The sequence below is a fragment of the Vibrio sp. M60_M70 genome (assembly GCF_037162085.1).
GTDB lineage: Bacteria > Pseudomonadota > Gammaproteobacteria > Enterobacterales > Vibrionaceae > Vibrio > Vibrio diabolicus.
Window position 1 is genome coordinate 2,411,938 of sequence record NZ_JARLUL010000001.1, and the last position, 16,709, is coordinate 2,428,646.

Genomic DNA, 16,709 nt, shown 5'->3' on the forward strand with positions numbered 1-16,709 from the left:
ACGATTGCAGGATGATAGTATTCGCCGGATTTGTCTGCGTATCTTGAAAATAGGGAATTATTATGAAAAACGCGTTACAAGGCGCTCAAATGCTCTTTGTCGCTTTTGGTGCTTTGGTGCTTGTGCCGCTGTTAACTGGCCTTGATCCAAATGTCGCCCTCTTTGGTGCCGGTGTCGGTACTCTCCTCTTCCAATTAATGACTAAACGTTCTGTTCCCATCTTCCTTGCCTCTTCTTTTGCGTTTATTGCTCCTATTATGTTCGGTATCCAAACTTGGGGTATCGGCGCAACGATGGGCGGCTTAATGGCAGCGGGCCTGGTTTATGTGGCTTTAGGGGCGATGATCAAAGTGCGCGGTGTTGGATTCATCCATAAAATTCTCCCGCCTGTTGTCGTTGGCCCTGTGATCATGGTGATTGGTCTTGGCCTTGCTCCAACAGCAGTGAACATGGCGGTAGGTAAAACCGGTGATGGTGCTGCACAGCTTGTTAATGGTGATGCTGCGATCATCATCTCGGCGGTCTCACTGCTCACAACCATTGTACTAAGCGTTTTTGCAAAAGGCTTCTTGAAGCTCGTTCCTATTGTTGGTGGTATTCTTGCTGGTTACTCTGTTTCTCTATTCTACGGGGTGGTTGATTTCACTCCTGTAACACAAGCGGCTTGGCTAGCTATGCCAAACTTCACCGCGCCAGAGTTCAACATAAACGCAATCTTGTTCATGATTCCTGTCGCTATCGCACCTGCGGTAGAGCACGTAGGTGACATGCTTGCTATCTCAAACGTTACAGGTAAAAACTACCTGAAAAAACCTGGCCTTCATCGCACAATCGCAGGTGACGGGGTGGCAACTATCGCAGCCTCGATGGTGGGTGCTCCACCAAACACCACTTACAGTGAAGTTACAGGAGCAGTAATGCTAACCAAAGCATTTAACCCTGTGATCATGACTTGGGCTGCGATCACTGCAATCGTACTTGCATTGGTAGGTAAGCTAGGTGCGGTTCTTCAAACAATTCCTGTGCCTGTCATGGGCGGCATCATGATTCTGCTTTTCGGCTCTATCGCCACAGTAGGCCTCAACACACTGATCAAGAATAACGTTGATTTACATAAGTCTCGCAACCTAGTGATCGTTGCCGTAACACTTGTATTTGGTATTGGCGGTATGGCTTTCGGTATTGGTGAGTTCAGCCTACAAGGTGTGAGCCTATGCGGTATCGTGGCAATTATTCTTAACCTTGTGTTACCAAACGATTTAGGTGAAAACCACGTTGTAGATAACGCACAAATGGAAGAAGAGAACGCGAAATAGTGCGTCTGCGCTGCTTTACTGAGTGGCGCATTTTATTCTTCTCGTATTATAGATATAAAAAAGGCTTGGTTTTCACCAAGCCTTTGTTTTTTCTGTTCAGTCGTAGTAATACATTAAAGAATTACTTAGTACCGAAGATCTTATCACCTGCATCACCTAGACCCGGTACGATGTAGCCTTTGTCATTTAGCTTCTCATCGATTGCCGCAGTGTATAACTCCACATCTGGGTGTGCTTTTTCTAGCGCTTCAATACCTTCTGGTGCAGCAACAAGTACCAACACTTTGATTTGGTTACAACCTTTCTCTTTTAGAAGATCGATCGTAGCAATCATAGAACCACCTGTTGCAAGCATTGGGTCAACAACAAGCGCAATACGCTCATCGATGTTAGAAGCAAGCTTGTTGAAGTAAGGAACTGGCTCAAGTGTTTCTTCATCACGGTAAATACCAACAACACTGATACGTGCGCTTGGCATGTGCTCAAGAACACCGTCCATCATGCCTAGACCTGCACGTAGGATTGGTACTACGGTTACTTTTTTACCTTTAATTTGGTCTACTTCTACCGGACCGTTCCAACCATCAATGGTCACTTTTTCTGTTTCAAAGTCTGACGTTGCTTCGTAAGTAAGTAGGCTACCGACCTCAGTCGCTAACTCACGAAAACGTTTTGTGCTGATGTCACCTTCTCTCATTAGACCAATTTTATGTTTTACTAGAGGGTGCTTTACTTCAACAACTTTCATGTCCATCTCCGGCTATAGTTGGCAATATTTAAACAAACCTTCAGATTATACATGATTTTTACAGGGATATCAGGATAAATCACTAAAGAAAAAAACAGACGCAAACGTTTGCTATCTATGTTTAAGCACTGTTAGAATAGCGCCGTTTTCATATCCAACTTAATACCGAGGACTTCCCTGTGAGTGGTAACAACTCTTCTCTTAGCTATAAAGACGCTGGTGTAGATATTGATGCAGGCAACGCGCTTGTGGATCGTATTAAGGGTGCGGTAAAACGTACTCGTCGCCCTGAAGTTATGGGTGGTATCGGTGGTTTTGGCGCGCTATGCGAATTGCCAACCAAATACAAACAACCTGTACTGGTTTCTGGTACTGATGGCGTAGGTACTAAGCTTCGCCTAGCACTGGATATGAACAAGCACGACACTATCGGCATCGACCTTGTTGCGATGTGTGTAAATGATCTTATCGTGCAAGGCGCAGAGCCACTGTTCTTCCTAGATTATTACGCAACTGGCAAGCTAGACGTTGATACCGCTGCGGATGTTGTTTCAGGTATCGCGGAAGGCTGTATTCAAGCAGGTTGTGCCCTAATTGGTGGCGAAACTGCGGAGATGCCTGGCATGTATGAAGGCGAAGACTACGACGTAGCTGGTTTCTGTGTTGGCGTAGTCGAAAAAGAAGACGTGATCGACGGCACGAAAGTCGCTGCTGGTGATGCACTTATCGCTGTTGGCTCAAGCGGCCCACACTCAAACGGTTACTCCCTTATCCGTAAAATCCTAGAAGTATCAGGTGCAGATAAGAACGAAGAACTAGCAGGTCGCACTATCGGTGAGCACCTACTAGAACCAACTAAGATTTACATCAAATCAGCACTTAAGATGATTGAGAAACACGACATCCATGCGATTTCTCATATCACTGGTGGTGGTTTTTGGGAAAACATCCCACGTGTGCTGCCTGAAGGTACAAAAGCAGTTATCGATGGTAGCAGCTGGGAATGGCCAGTGATCTTCAAGTGGCTACAAGAGAAAGGCAACGTCGACACACACGAAATGTACCGTACGTTCAACTGTGGTGTGGGTCTAATCGTTGCACTACCTAAAGACCAAGCGGAAGCCGCGGTTGCTCTTCTTCAAGAAGAAGGTGAAAACGCATGGGTGATTGGTCAAATCGCGCAAGCTGAAGCGAATGAAGAGCAAGTTGAAATCCAATAATTTGCAAATCGAGCTCACAAGATAAAAAGAATGAGGACACTAGATGACTAGGTCCTCATTTTGCTATCTAGAACAATAAAAACCATTCTATTAGTAGGTAGTTTAGAAGCTACATAACTCTAACCTACAATACCAAGGCACTCTCGACATCATGAAAAACCATACCCTAAAAAACATTGTGGTCCTCATCTCGGGTAACGGAAGTAACCTGCAAGCTATCTTGGAAGCTTGCGAAAACAGCATGCCAAACGCACGAGTGGCAGCCGTGTTCTCTAACAAAGCAGATGCTTTTGGTTTAGAACGTGCAAAAAAATTTGATGTAGACGGTCACTTTGTCGACCCTAAAGCATTCGACTCGCGTGAAAGCTTTGATGCAGAGCTAATGAGTCAAATCGATGAATACCAACCAGACGTGATTATTCTGGCGGGCTACATGCGTATTCTGAGCAGCGAGTTTGTTTCTCATTACATGGGTAAGATGATCAATATCCACCCTTCTCTTCTACCAAAATATCCTGGGCTACACACACACCAGAGAGCAATAGATGCTGGCGACAAAGAACATGGTACGAGTGTGCACTTTGTAACGGAAGAGCTTGATGGTGGCCCTGTCATACTGCAAGCAAAAGTTCCGGTATTCGAAGACGATAATGCTAGTGTACTTGCAGCGCGTGTTCAGGCTCAGGAACACCGAATCTACCCTATGGTGGCTAAGTGGTTAGTAGATGAGCGCTTAATCATGAAGGATGGTAAAGCCTATTTAGATGGCGCAGAGCTTGGCGCACACGGCTACGCCTCCGATGAGTAGTCCTGAATACCAAACTCCAAACACAAAAGAGCAGCCTGAGAGCTGCCTTTTGTTATTTTGAAACATATAAACTTGATTCAAGAAAGCCGTAGTGAGACTAGAAATCTAAAACCCAACATTCTAAAAAATCCCATAACCACTTGAGTAACACGACACTCGGAAAGTAGATTCTGAATCTGGTTCGTTCCTCACCGTTCAGAATGACGTGGTGTTTTATGAGAAATTTCTATCAGTTACGTCTTTCCGGCAAGCCTTAGCGAGACTAGGAAGCTAGAAAGTATGAGAGTTCACCAGTATCCGTCCTCGGTTTAAACGCATAAAAATAAAGCTCGCGATTAAGCGAGCTTTACGAGTTGTTCCGAATTAACAGCTATTCTAACGGCTCAGTTGGCGCTTGATTGCCCGGTTTCGCCGCTGCAAACGGCACATTCACCAGTTCAGAGGCATTGTTTTTCACTAGTTCACCTAGGTGAAACAAGCCGTACTCGCCAGGTTTCATCCGCTGCCAAGCTTCGTTACCCGTTAAAGGTTGAGTCGCGATCACAGAAACAATGTCATGTGGCGTTGTTTCTTCTTGGAAGTTAATTTCCACATCTTCATCAAGCAAAGCGGCTTTACCAAACGGTGCGCGTCTCGTGATCCAATACAAATGATTGGTGCAATACGTCATTACATACTCACCATCACTCAGAAGCATGTTAAATACACCCTTCTCTCTTAGCTCATCACAACATTTAGCAACATATAAGAATACCGATTCCATATCCTTTGGCGGCTCAGGATATCGATCTTCCATTTGCTTCAGCAACCAACAAAAGGCCAGTTCGCTATCTGTCTCGCCGACAGGTCGGTGTCGACCCGTATGTAAGTCTTGATAGCCTGAGAGCTGACCGTTGTGCGCAAACGTCCAATACCTACCCCATAACTCACGTGTAAAGGGATGAGTATTTTCTAAATTAACACCACCACGATTCGCCTGCCGGATATGACTAACGACAGCACGACTCTTGATAGGATAATTTTGCACTAACTCTGCAATTTGCGACTCACAACTTGGCTTGGGATCTTTGAAAGTTCGAAAACCTTTCCCTTCGTAGAAGGTAATTCCCCATCCGTCACGGTGTGGGCCAGTTCGACCTCCACGCTGCATGAGCCCGGTAAAACTGAAACAAATATCCGTCGGAACATTAGCGCTCATACCGAGCAATTCACACATGATTAAAAAACTCCCTAACAACACAGCTCGAAAAGGTGGCCGTGAAACGACTATTCCATCTCTTTTTCAATCAACTGAATGATGATATGAATAATCTTAATATGAATTTCCTGAATACGGTCTGCATAACCAAAGTGTGGCACGCGGATTTCAATATCGGCAAGCCCTGCCATTTTGCCGCCATCTTTGCCTGTTAGCGCAATCGTCTTCATGCCTTTCGCTTGCGCCGCTTCAATCGCTTTCAGGATGTTACCTGAGTTACCTGAAGTCGACAGACCAAACAGTACGTCACCTTTTCGACCAACGGCTTCTACATAACGGGAAAACACGAAGTCATAACCAAAGTCATTACTCACGCAAGAAAGGTGGCTTGGATCTGAAATAGCAATACCAGCATAGCCAGGACGGTTTTCTCGGTAACGGCCTGTTAACTCTTCGGCAAAGTGCATCGAATCACAGTGAGAACCACCGTTACCACATGACAGTACTTTACCATCTTGCTTGAATGAGTCAGCAATCATTTTCGCCGCTGCTTCGATTTGCGCAATGTTATGGTCATCGCTTAAAAATTTGTTGAGCACTTCAGCAGCTTCGTTTAATTCACTTCTAATCAGATCATGGTACATAAGACGTTCTCTTTATTATTTCGGCTTCAGTCAGTCCTAGATTCACTGAGCAAATTGTTCTGATACCAATTTGGTATCGGACATTTCATAAACCTGAACTCGGGTTTGATTACTCTGAGTTTACCCACAAACGAGAATTAGTGTCGATAGTGAACCAACAGATTTAGATTGGTGATGGTAATAAACTTGTCAACTTGCTCATGAAACCATCACTCAAATCGCACTTTAGAACTTTAACTCTACTTAGATCACTTTTTATCCAATCTTATGTTTTACATTTCCTTAATATTTTGATTACACTTAAACCAACTGGTTAGACCTCTCACCTAACATACAGACGTACAACACTTATAAAGTCTGAAAAGGAAAATACATATGGACATCTTGCTCTCAATCATCACGATGACGGTCGTGCTAGGCATTACGCTCTACCACCGCATGTCTCTCGTGAAATCTATTAGTTTACTCACAGCAGCTATGTTAGCGCTTACAGTAACAGGCGCGGTTGGCGTTACTGGTTGGACGATTTACGTTCTTGCTGCCGCTGTATTCGCGGTTCCTGGCGTACGTCAGTCTTTGATAAGCCGCAAAGCATTAGCGCTTTTCAAGAAAGTGCTGCCAGCTATGTCTCAAACCGAAAAAGAAGCGTTAGACGCAGGTACCGTCTGGTGGGAAGCCGAACTATTTAAAGGCAAACCAGAGTGGCAAAAGCTACACGCGATTCAAGCACCTAAGTTAAGTGCGGAAGAACAAGCCTTTTTAGACGGCCCTGTGAATGAAGTGTGCGCCATGGTGAGCGATTTCCAAGTGACCCATGAACTCGCGGACTTACCGCCAGAAGTATGGCAATACCTGAAAGATCACAAATTCTTCGCCATGATCATTAAGAAAAAGTACGGTGGTCTTGAATTCTCAGCATACGCGCAATCACTAGTACTACAAAAACTAACGGGTGTTTCTGGCGTTCTATCGTCTACCGTTGGTGTTCCTAATTCTTTGGGCCCTGGTGAGCTACTGCAACACTACGGTACTGAAGATCAGAAAAATCATTACTTACCGCGCCTAGCTGAAGGTAAGGAAATCCCTTGTTTCGCCCTAACGAGTCCAGAAGCAGGCTCTGACGCTGGCTCTATTCCAGATTACGGTGTGGTTTGTAAAGGCGAATGGGAAGGAAAAGAAGTACTGGGTATGCGCCTGACTTGGAACAAGCGCTACATCACCCTAGCGCCAGTCGCAACGGTACTAGGCTTAGCATTTAAACTTCGCGATCCTGAAGGTTTGCTAGGCGACAAAGAAGATCTTGGCATCACTTGTGCGCTTATCCCAACTGATGTCAAAGGTGTTGAGATTGGTAACCGACACTTCCCGCTCAATGTGCCATTCCAAAATGGTCCAACGCGCGGTAAAGACATCTTTGTTCCTATCGATTTCATTATCGGTGGTGAAAAAATGGCGGGCCAAGGTTGGCGTATGCTGGTTGAGTGTCTATCGGTTGGTCGTGGTATCACGCTACCTTCAAACTCAACAGGTGGCATCAAAACTGCGGCAATGGCAACGGGCGCTTACTCACGCATTCGTCGCCAGTTCAAACAACCTATCGGTCACATGGAAGGCGTAGAAGAGCCATTGGCACGTCTGGGTGGTAACGCTTACGTAATGGACGCGGCAAGCAACTTAACCGTGGCAGGTATCGACTTAGGTGAAAAGCCATCAGTAATCTCAGCTATCGTGAAGTACCACTGTACGCACCGTGGACAACAAAGCATCATCGACGCAATGGACATCGTAGGCGGTAAAGGTATCTGTATGGGACCTTCGAACTTCCTAGCCCGTGGTTACCAAGGTGCGCCAATCGCGGTAACGGTTGAGGGTGCAAACATCCTAACTCGTTCAATGATCATCTTTGGTCAAGGTGCGATTCGCTGTCATCCATACGTTCTTGAAGAAATGAACGCCGCGTACTCTGATGCCAGTGATGCTGTAGAGAAGTTTGATAAAGCGCTGGCTGGTCACGTGAGCTTTACCATGAGTAACCTCGTTCGCAGCATCTGGTTTGGTTTGAGCGACGGTTTAGGTTCTTCATCACCAACCAAAGATGCAACCAAGCGTTACTACCAACAATTGAACCGCTACAGTGCAAACCTTGCCTTGCTATCGGATATCTCGATGGCAGTGCTAGGTGGCTCTTTGAAGCGTAAAGAGCGTCTATCAGCGCGTCTTGGTGACATTCTAAGCCAGCTATATTTAAGCTCTGCGACGTTGAAACGTTTTGAGCAAGATGGCCGCCCAGTCGAAGATTTACCATTAGTACACTGGGGTCTACAAGACAGTTTGAAACAAGCGGAAGTGGCGGTAGACGAATTCTTAGCAAACTTCCCGAACAAAGTGATTGGTCGTGCACTGCGCGTGTTAATCATGCCATTCGGTCGTGTACGCAAAGCGCCAAGCGATAAACTAGACAGCAAAGTGGCGCGCATTCTACAAACGCCTAGTGCAACGCGCTCACGCATTGGTCGCGGTCAGTACCTTGAACCAACCGAGCACAACGCAGCAGGTAAGATTGAGCTTGCCCTGTCAGTCATTCTTCAAGCTGAGCCAGTGTTCGACAAAGTATGTAAAGCTCAAGGCAAACGTCGTCCATTCCTACGTTTGGATATGATTGCTCAGGAAGGGCTAGAGCAAGGCTTTATCACGCAAGAAGAAGCCGATCTACTAAGAGAAGCTGAACAGCATCGTCTGGATACAATCAACGTTGATGACTTTGAGCCGGAATTGCTCGCAGCAAAGCCGCTATACCCTCAGATGGATAGCGTTGCCTAACTTTCTAATCTGAAACCATAAAACGGGAGTGACAACTCCCGTTTTTTTATTGCTACCAGAATAGCGTTCATAACACCTCACACCACGAAGAACCTCTGTGCAAGCGCAATAAAATCCACGCACTCCGAACCTTCCCCCGATTTCCAGTGATAACTAACTCACAGACGTTCCAAGCAAGCGGTGTATACTTTTAAGTAACTCACTCACATATATGGTAAATCCGTTGGCTAAAATATTATTCGCACAGTGGTTCCCTGGGCTTGTTCAGCTTAAGCATTATCAAAAAGAATGGTTTGTTAACGACTTTAGAGCCGCCTTTTCTGTTGTCGCGGTTGCCCTGCCAGTTGCCATAGCTTATGCACAGCTAACCGGTGTATCTGCAATTGTCGGTCTGTACTCGTGTGTACTGCCAATGTTGGTGTACGCCATGATGGGCACATCTCGACAACTGATTGTCGGACCCGATGCAGCAACTTGTGCAGTGATTGCCGCCGTTGTTACGCCGCTTGCCGCAGGTGATCCCACAAAACATTGGCAGTTAGTCATGACCATGACAGCGATGACTGGTATTTGGTGTGTACTGGCAAGTCGTTTCAAGTTAGGGGTGTTTGCAGACTTCCTTTCTCGCCCGATTCTTTTGGGTCTACTCAACGGTGTCGCTCTCACGATTATCGTTGGTCAGTTTGCCAAAGTGGTCGGTTTGAAATACGAACAACGTTATTTGCTGGAACGCTTATGGGAGGCTCCACAACGATTAACCGAGCTTCATTGGCCTACCGTAACTCTGAGTATCGTGACGGTTGTCGTTTATTTACTCACCAAACGCTACCGACCAACTTGGCCTGCTGCCATGCTGGCGATACTCGTGACTACCGCGTCAGTTTGGTTTTTCCATTTACAAGAGATGGGCGTATCCGTAGTTGGGCTCACTCAAGGTGGTTTTCCTCAGTTTCAAACGCCGGAGTTTGAGCTAGGTGAAGTTCGTGAGCTAGTGGTCCCGGCGCTCAACCTTGCGATTGTCAGCTTTGTTAGCATGATGCTCACCGCGCGCAGTTTCGCCGCTAAAAACGGTTATGATATTGATGCAAATAAAGAGTTTCAGGCGTTGGGCTTTGCCAACATTGCCTCAGCGTTTTCGCAAGGTTTCGCGATAAGCGGAGCTGACTCACGCACAGCGGTAAATGATGCCAATGGCGGTAAATCTCAGTTAGTTTCGATTGTCGCCGCAATCACCATCGCCATTATTGCGGTATTTATTTATGAGCCTTTACAGTTTATTCCCATCGCATCACTTGGTGTCGTGTTGATCATCGCATCCCTGTCGCTGCTCGATCTCAAAGCCATTTGGAAATTAAAATCTCGTGACAAAGATGCGTTTTATCTGGCCATCATCACTTTTATTTCTGTTTTGATCGTAGGCGTAATACCGGGGATCACTTTGGCGGTACTGCTAGGGCTGTTTCAATTTTTGCGTATTGTCATGCGACCAAGTGATCAGCTACTTGGCTTGGATGAAAAAGGCACCATTCGGACCATCGACGACTCAGGAAAAGCTTCGCCTATTCCAGGAATGGTGATTTACCGCTTTAACTCGCCGCTGACTTACTTCAACGCACCTTACTTTAAACGCCGAGTGTTAGAGCAAGTAGAACATCACAAAGACGCAAGTTGCGTTGTCATCGACGCCGTATCGAGCTTTACTCACTTGGATCTCAGTGTGATGGCAACACTGGCAGATATTCACAATACTTTAAAAAAGAGAGGCGTACGCTTAATCCTCGCAGGAAGGAAACGACGCTTACGTCAATGGTGTGAGCTTACTGGTATCAGCACCAGTGAAGGAGGCATCTTACTGCGAGCCGATATGTACCTTGCCATTAAACTTAGTGGCTGTTACATCAGTGCTGTGGGTGAGGGACAAATTCCTACTGTTCAAAAAGAGCCTGATTTAGAGCAGCCACCCAAACCAATTCCAGAAGTGGCTTAAGTAGAAATTTAATATAGAAAACAGGAAATTAAACTCCTGTTTTCTATTGCTTATTTGCACAGCTGAATACGTGTTACACCTTCGGCTTAAACTTTTTTGTCATCCCTTGGCTTTTAGGAGCCACCAGCCTATAACCAAGCTTTTCGTAAAAGACCGGTTCATCAGCAATCATAGAAACGTAAGAGCCTTCAAGTGCAACAGAAGAAAGATAACCGTCGATGTATTCCATGACTTTTCTACCTAAACCGTTACCTTGATAATCAGAATCAACGGCAACGTCGACAATTTCGAAGTTACACGCCCCGTCACCAACAACCCGACCCATTGCAATGAGCTTTCCTTCATCCCGAACAGATACGCCATATAACGAATTGGGTAGACCAATTTCAGCAGCTTTCAACGATTTGGGTGATAGCCCGGCTTTGATACGCATATCACAGTATTCTTTCGGGCTTGGTACATGCTCTTCATATCTTATTGTCATTATGTACTACTCCTTTGTATCACCTTGGAGCTTACACAACCAAACTGTATAAATAAACAGTTAAAAATTGGAAAGATGTTCCCGTTAAGCACACAAAGTATCGGGTCTGGAAAAGAAGCCACCGACAACTCTGACGCCATAATAGATATAAGTTGCTCTGAAGCTAGACATTCCTTTTTCTAAACATATTTCTCTCAGCAACATATCCGCATGCTTTCGAGCACTTTGAGGCAACACCTCTTCCCTCATGAGTTGGTAAAGAGCATCATGAACTAAAGAAGCTTTCATAATGTTTTTTGTGTCTAATGCTGGCCCACTCGCTCCATCCCATGCATAGCCCTTTTTAATCGTTAACACGCCTTGTTTGGACAAACTAAGAAAAGGGCTGTCATACACCTGACTCACTGAAATGCGAGTCTCAATCTTTTCTTCAGAATGGAGAGTGTATTTGTACTTCTGACGCTTTTTGTATTTCATAACCTAACCGCCTAACTAACTTGAGTGGGAGGAACGGGGATAACTCTCAAATTAGAGTTTCTCAGAGAGTTTTTTCAAGTAGGACTTAGCAAGCTCATGGTTATCTCTACTCAACCACTTAATACAATCAAAGAGTTCCCAGATCAGGCCTTGATCACCACTGGTATAAACTGGGAAATCTTCATGCTTTGGCGCAGGTTCATCAGTAACCATGCCCGCAATCACATCAGCTTTATCAAATAAAGTCTTAAATGGCTTAGAAAGTTTGAAGGGCTCACAGAGATCTAAACAATGAATCTCTGCACTGGTTAGGTCATTAAAAATGTATTTTTTGAAACACGCATTTTCGTTGTGCTCTCCCTCAAGGCGATAAAAAATGTCTTTATTAGCTTCAAACTGGGTAAAACAAAGCTCTGAGGCTTTATGGAAGTTGTTTTGAGTAAAGACAACAACATCAGCGTCCGAAATACGGTCACCTTTTCCTGATGACAATGAACCAAGCAATACCGCAGCAACAACGTCTTTTTCAGAATAAAAGGCATCATAAGCAGACTCAACCAAGGCCTTTTGTCGTGGTAAATGCTCTAGTTCTAACGCTCCAATTGTCATAACTCACTCCGTCGATACGCACTAAAATCAAGTCGAAACGTAAAGAGTATCATGCGAGCTTTATTATGATTAATCAACGTTAAATCATGGTGTTACTTTAAAATAAAATGATTAATGATCATTAGAAACATCAAATTCTGTCTCAAACTTAAACTGAAAAAAAACGGAGCCGATTGGCTCCGTTTCTAGGTTTATGTGTTACTACTATTTCTTTGGCACTTCTAACTGCATCTCTGGCATGGCATCGCGCTTCGCTTTAATTTTGCGCCAGACTATCCATGCAATGATCACAATCAGCAGCATTATCACGTTACCCACCGCGATAATAATCATGCTGCGCTTACGCTCAGCCTCCCGCTCAGCAATAATTTGCTTTTCCATTTCAATACGGCGCTGCTCGGCTAATTCAGCTTCTTTTGCAATTCGAGCGGCTTCTAGATCAACGTCATCAACTACACTGAAGGTTTGCTCTGGAATAGGAAACACCAGTGGACGTTGCGTCGCAAAATCAGTGGCAAAGAGCTCGCCGCGCCATGCGTATTTACCAAGTTCAGCGTCGTTATTGAGGTTCAGCGTGGTTCTCATTCCATCTTTAGAAACCTGGCCTTGGCTGTAGCTAACAAAGCCATCGGGTGCATCTTGTTCCACCGTGACTGCGATTGAGCCTGGCGCGATCATACCTTGCTCACCACTCACCACCAATTGGTGTGGTTTGTCAGGATTGCGCGCCTGAATAAAAGTACGAGAAATTGGGTTCGGATAAACCAAGATGACTTGCTCTTGCGCTCGTAAGAATACGCCATTACCAGAGGTGATTCGCGCACGGTACTTACCGGGCTCAACGTCTATTGGTAGTTGGACAGTGAACACACCATCCCCTGCTTTTTCATCCAAGCCGCGGCCATCATCAGCAAACTCACCCACAACCATCTGCACTGGACGTGCTTCTTTGATCAACTCATCTTCATTTTCGACAAACTTGGTAAATGTCACGCGTAGATTCACGCGTTCAAGGAAGTCGCGCAGTACAAGAGGTTTGTCGTCGGAGGTTAGGCGAGCTGTAAACTTAAGCGCTTCCCCATTATATAATCGGTTTGGGAACACATCCGTGCTGAGCTTTAAGTGAGAAATTAAGCGGATGTTATTTTTAGGAGTGACTTTCCCCACAGCCTGCCATGGGCCTGGCATAGGGTTGTCAACGGAGATAATATCGAGTGAGGCTTCTTGGTACCAACGTACATTGTCGTAGGCGTCCCAAGCATAGTACTTTTTACCGTCAGGGCGGACTAAAACAACTGGCTGAGAACTTTGCTCACGATAAACTAAAAAAGTGATCTGCTCGATGGTTGGATCCACTCGAAAGCGATTGTCTAACAAAGACATAGCAGATTCACTCGATGCACTCGAGAGACTACTCCATATCGCTAAAAACGCGACCAACAAAGCCCTCAGCATAGCTTCTCCTATTGATGCCAAATACAGTCGTTCACCAACTCTAATCTTTTTTGGTGAGCTTCTAGTTCATCGGCACTTGCGCGCAAAACCTTTAGCGCTTTTCTTCCTTCAATACGGCGAATGGTTTCTACCCCACCCTCTTGTTTATTCGCGTTAAACTCTAGACTCGTTTGACCACCCGTCATAAAGAGGTAAACGTCGGCTAGAATCTCCGCATCGAGCAAAGCTCCGTGGAGTGTACGGTGCGAGTTATCAATACCGTAACGTTCACATAAGATATCAAGGTTGTTTCGCTTACCTGGGAAGATTTTCTTCGCCATAGCAAGGGTGTCGGTCACCTTGCAGTAGTCGTCCGTTTTGCCGATGTTAGGATCGAGCATGCCAAACTCGTAATCCATAAAGCCGGTATCGAAGGGCGCGTTGTGGGCAACAAGTTCTGCGCCTTTAATAAACTCAAGAAACTCTTGGTGCACGCTCGCGTATTCCGGTTTATCAACCAAGAATTCATCCGTAATACCGTGAACTTCAACCGCTTCTGGTTGGATTTCACGATCGGGTTTTAAATAAACGTGGAAGTGACGACCAGTCAGCTTACGGTTGATGATCTCCACGGCACCGATTTCAATAATGCGGTGTCCCATGTAGTGAGGACCACCCTCGCGGTTCATACCTGTGGTTTCGGTATCGAGAACGACAATGCGGTTATATTCAGAATTGCTGCTGGTATTCATAAGGTTATGTATGTCAGACTATGCTTTATTAAATGTTTCGGCTAATAGTACCAAAAAATATGACCAAACACGTTGAGATTTTCACTGACGGTTCTTGTTTAGGTAACCCAGGACCAGGTGGTTACGGCATTGTATTGCGTTACAAAGACGTAGAAAAGACGCTTTCCAAAGGCTACACGTTAACCACCAACAACCGCATGGAAATGTTGGCGGCTGTCGTCGCGCTGCAGACGTTAAAACAACCTTGCAAAGTCACTTTAACGACTGACAGCCAATATGTGCGCCAAGGTATTACTCAGTGGATCCATAACTGGAAGAAGCGTGGCTGGAAAACAGCGGATAAAAAACCCGTGAAGAATGCCGATCTATGGCAAGCTCTAGACAAAGAAACCGCACGCCATCAAGTTGAATGGCACTGGGTTAAAGGCCACGCTGGTCATCGTGAGAATGAAATTTGTGATGAGCTAGCCCGTACCGCCGCAGAAAACCCAACCGAGGAAGATACTGGTTACCAACCCTCTTAACGAGATTCTTTCCTCATAGTATTGCCCTCTCGATTCATCACCCCTAGTGGTGTGAGCTTTTTCTTCAAACGCCAATGCGGTTTGATAGGCTTGAGAGGGTATGTTCGTTTCCGTGCCACAATGTAATACAAACTCCCTGCTGGTGACGCCCAATCACCGAGACTGTTTTCCAACCATGTCCACATCGTGCGGTAGCGCTTCATCGGAAACAGCGCGTAACGGTCGCAATGAATCACTTGATAATTAAGTAACCCTAACCAGTCGTTGATGCGGTTCGACGTAAACATTCGTCCACTCCAAGGCAAATTATGTTTACGCCAAGGAAGCAAACTCGCTAATCCAGTCAAACTTAGTGGGTTAAATCCAGTGATTATCAAATAACCATCATCCATCATCACTCTATCGACTTCCCGTAGCAAACGGTGTGGATCGCTTGCATAGTCGAGCTGATGAGCGAGTATCACAACATCAAAGCTTTTTTCTAAAAAGGGCAATTCGTAACCATCTGCAATCACATTATGCAACGGATTCTGGATATCTACGTTGACTTGGTGTTGAATGTTACAATTACAGCTGGTTAGCTCACAGCTCAACCCGCCCAGTTTGAGCATATGGTAACCGAAGAGTTTCGGACACCATTCATCAAGTCGGGTCTGGATTGACTCAAGCACCCACGGACCGTTGTTCATTGCTGACCAAGTCGACGGGTGTGGTATAGTTTTGTTGCTGAGTGCTGGTTTCATTAACCACCTGACTAAAATGGGTGACGGAGAACGAATCGTGTTAGAGATCAAAAGCATACCCGCATTTAATGATAATTACATCTGGCTGATACAAAATAGCGATAAGCGTTGCGCAGTCGTTGATCCGGGCGATGCGAAGCCAGTGTTAGAATACTTGCAGGCTAACGAATTAACTTTAGAAGCGATTTTAATTACGCACCACCACAACGATCACATTGGTGGCGTTCCAGACTTAGTGCGTGCCTTTCCTGAAGTCGCCGTTGTGGGCCCGAAATCTGAGCCAATTCCAACCCTAACGACACCAATGGAAGAAGGCGACAAGCTGGAGTTGTTTGGTGAGATTTTCTTAGTACTTGGGTTACCCGGCCATACTTTGGGACATATCGGTTACGTTGGGGACGGAAAACTGTTTTGCGGTGATGTGCTCTTTTCTGCTGGCTGCGGTCGTATTTTTGAAGGTACGCCTGAGCAAATGTTTGAATCACTGAGCAAACTAACGTCTCTACCAGAAGAAACTCAAGTCTTCTGCGCGCATGAATACACCGCGAGTAACGTGGCGTTTGCTTTAGCGGTTGAGCCTGATAATGAGCAGCTCCGTCAATATCGCGATGATGTAAACCGACTGCGAGCCCTAAACATTCCGACACTTCCAACAACAATACGCAAAGAAAAGTGGATTAATCCGTTCTTGCGAACCACCAATCCTGACGTGGTTCAATCTGTTGCTAGTCGTATTAAAAATAGCGATCCATGCTCGGTTTTTACTGCTTTGCGTGAGTGGAAGAACGAATTTTAACCATTTTCTGCTTGTAAGTTTGCAAGACCCCAGTATTATCAGGGGCTGATTTTTCGAGAAGCGCCACTGGCGCTTCTCTTACGTTTGGGGTTGATATAAATCTATTTGAATTTCTCCCCATTGCATAATTTAGAAGCTCTTTGCCTCTA

Annotated in this window: 16 protein-coding genes; 7 read left to right on the forward strand and 9 right to left on the reverse strand. The window is 45.4% G+C overall.

Annotated features, from left to right (window positions below):
- Nucleotides 1–62 precede the first annotated feature (62 nt).
- Nucleotides 63–1,316: a uracil-xanthine permease family protein gene (locus P4S59_RS11205; protein WP_047008859.1), complete on the forward strand. Its 1,254-nt coding sequence runs from the start codon at nt 63–65 to the stop codon at nt 1,314–1,316.
- A gap of 121 nt (nt 1,317–1,437) precedes the next feature.
- Here the strand turns inward: P4S59_RS11205 and upp are convergent, their stop codons facing one another.
- A complete protein-coding gene (gene upp / locus P4S59_RS11210) occupies nt 1,438–2,064 on the reverse strand; it encodes a uracil phosphoribosyltransferase (protein ID WP_041852906.1) in 627 nt (208 codons plus the stop codon).
- 179 nt (nt 2,065–2,243) lie between these two features.
- Here upp and purM point away from each other — a divergent pair, with 179 nt between their 5' ends.
- Together purM and purN are read left to right on the forward strand one after the other, a co-directional pair.
- A complete protein-coding gene (gene purM / locus P4S59_RS11215) occupies nt 2,244–3,284 on the forward strand; it encodes a phosphoribosylformylglycinamidine cyclo-ligase (protein WP_046875517.1) in 1,041 nt (346 codons plus the stop codon).
- 151 nt (nt 3,285–3,435) lie between these two features.
- Complete coding sequence (gene purN / locus P4S59_RS11220) at nt 3,436–4,092, forward strand: phosphoribosylglycinamide formyltransferase (protein ID WP_085342905.1); 657 nt, start codon at nt 3,436–3,438, stop codon at nt 4,090–4,092.
- Between the two features lie 370 nt (nt 4,093–4,462).
- Here purN and P4S59_RS11225 read toward each other — a convergent pair whose 3' ends face one another.
- Together P4S59_RS11225 and lpcA are read right to left on the reverse strand one after the other, a co-directional pair.
- Nucleotides 4,463–5,308 carry a class II glutamine amidotransferase gene (locus P4S59_RS11225; protein WP_006741678.1) on the reverse strand — a complete coding sequence of 282 codons (846 nt, stop codon included), beginning with the start codon at nt 5,306–5,308 and terminating at the stop codon, nt 4,463–4,465.
- A gap of 50 nt (nt 5,309–5,358) precedes the next feature.
- The gene (lpcA, locus tag P4S59_RS11230; RefSeq protein ID WP_005380392.1) at nt 5,359–5,934 is read right to left on the reverse strand and encodes a D-sedoheptulose 7-phosphate isomerase; all 576 of its coding nucleotides are present in this window, start codon (nt 5,932–5,934) and stop codon (nt 5,359–5,361) included.
- A gap of 375 nt (nt 5,935–6,309) precedes the next feature.
- Here lpcA and fadE point away from each other — a divergent pair, with 375 nt between their 5' ends.
- Together fadE and P4S59_RS11240 are read left to right on the forward strand one after the other, a co-directional pair.
- Nucleotides 6,310–8,754 carry an acyl-CoA dehydrogenase FadE gene (gene fadE, locus P4S59_RS11235; RefSeq protein ID WP_258644781.1) on the forward strand — a complete coding sequence of 815 codons (2,445 nt, stop codon included), beginning with the start codon at nt 6,310–6,312 and terminating at the stop codon, nt 8,752–8,754.
- Between the two features lie 211 nt (nt 8,755–8,965).
- Nucleotides 8,966–10,741 (forward strand): SulP family inorganic anion transporter, encoded by a 1,776-nt coding sequence (locus tag P4S59_RS11240; RefSeq protein ID WP_046875514.1) that lies wholly within the window; start codon nt 8,966–8,968, stop codon nt 10,739–10,741.
- A 73-nt stretch (nt 10,742–10,814) separates the two neighbouring features.
- On the opposite strand, the gene P4S59_RS11245 is transcribed toward P4S59_RS11240, so the two are convergent.
- The 5 genes from P4S59_RS11245 to dnaQ all read right to left on the reverse strand — a co-directional run bounded on the left by P4S59_RS11245 (nt 10,815) and on the right by dnaQ (nt 14,497).
- The gene (locus P4S59_RS11245) at nt 10,815–11,225 is read right to left on the reverse strand and encodes a GNAT family N-acetyltransferase (RefSeq protein ID WP_134647196.1); all 411 of its coding nucleotides are present in this window, start codon (nt 11,223–11,225) and stop codon (nt 10,815–10,817) included.
- An 84-nt stretch (nt 11,226–11,309) separates the two neighbouring features.
- Nucleotides 11,310–11,702, reverse strand: a complete 393-nt coding sequence (locus P4S59_RS11250; RefSeq protein ID WP_074191689.1) for a DUF1353 domain-containing protein — start codon at nt 11,700–11,702, stop codon at nt 11,310–11,312.
- 51 nt (nt 11,703–11,753) lie between these two features.
- On the reverse strand, nt 11,754–12,311 hold the full coding sequence (locus P4S59_RS11255; RefSeq protein ID WP_258642850.1) for a hypothetical protein: 558 nt from the start codon (nt 12,309–12,311) through the stop codon (nt 11,754–11,756).
- 204 nt (nt 12,312–12,515) lie between these two features.
- On the reverse strand, nt 12,516–13,766 hold the full coding sequence (locus P4S59_RS11260) for a TIGR03503 family protein (protein ID WP_337168411.1): 1,251 nt from the start codon (nt 13,764–13,766) through the stop codon (nt 12,516–12,518).
- An 8-nt stretch (nt 13,767–13,774) separates the two neighbouring features.
- Nucleotides 13,775–14,497 (reverse strand): DNA polymerase III subunit epsilon, encoded by a 723-nt coding sequence (gene dnaQ, locus P4S59_RS11265; protein WP_005380385.1) that lies wholly within the window; start codon nt 14,495–14,497, stop codon nt 13,775–13,777.
- Between the two features lie 59 nt (nt 14,498–14,556).
- Here dnaQ and rnhA point away from each other — a divergent pair, with 59 nt between their 5' ends.
- A complete protein-coding gene (gene rnhA / locus P4S59_RS11270; RefSeq protein WP_012841509.1) occupies nt 14,557–15,021 on the forward strand; it encodes a ribonuclease HI in 465 nt (154 codons plus the stop codon).
- On the opposite strand, the gene P4S59_RS11275 is transcribed toward rnhA, so the two are convergent.
- On the reverse strand, nt 15,018–15,764 hold the full coding sequence (locus tag P4S59_RS11275; RefSeq protein WP_012841508.1) for a class I SAM-dependent methyltransferase: 747 nt from the start codon (nt 15,762–15,764) through the stop codon (nt 15,018–15,020). The two genes, rnhA and P4S59_RS11275, sit on opposite strands and share 4 nt — an antisense overlap.
- A gap of 37 nt (nt 15,765–15,801) precedes the next feature.
- On the opposite strand from P4S59_RS11275, the gene gloB reads away from it, so the two are divergent.
- A complete protein-coding gene (gene gloB, locus P4S59_RS11280; protein ID WP_258623081.1) occupies nt 15,802–16,560 on the forward strand; it encodes a hydroxyacylglutathione hydrolase in 759 nt (252 codons plus the stop codon).
- Nucleotides 16,561–16,709: the final 149 nt, after the last annotated feature.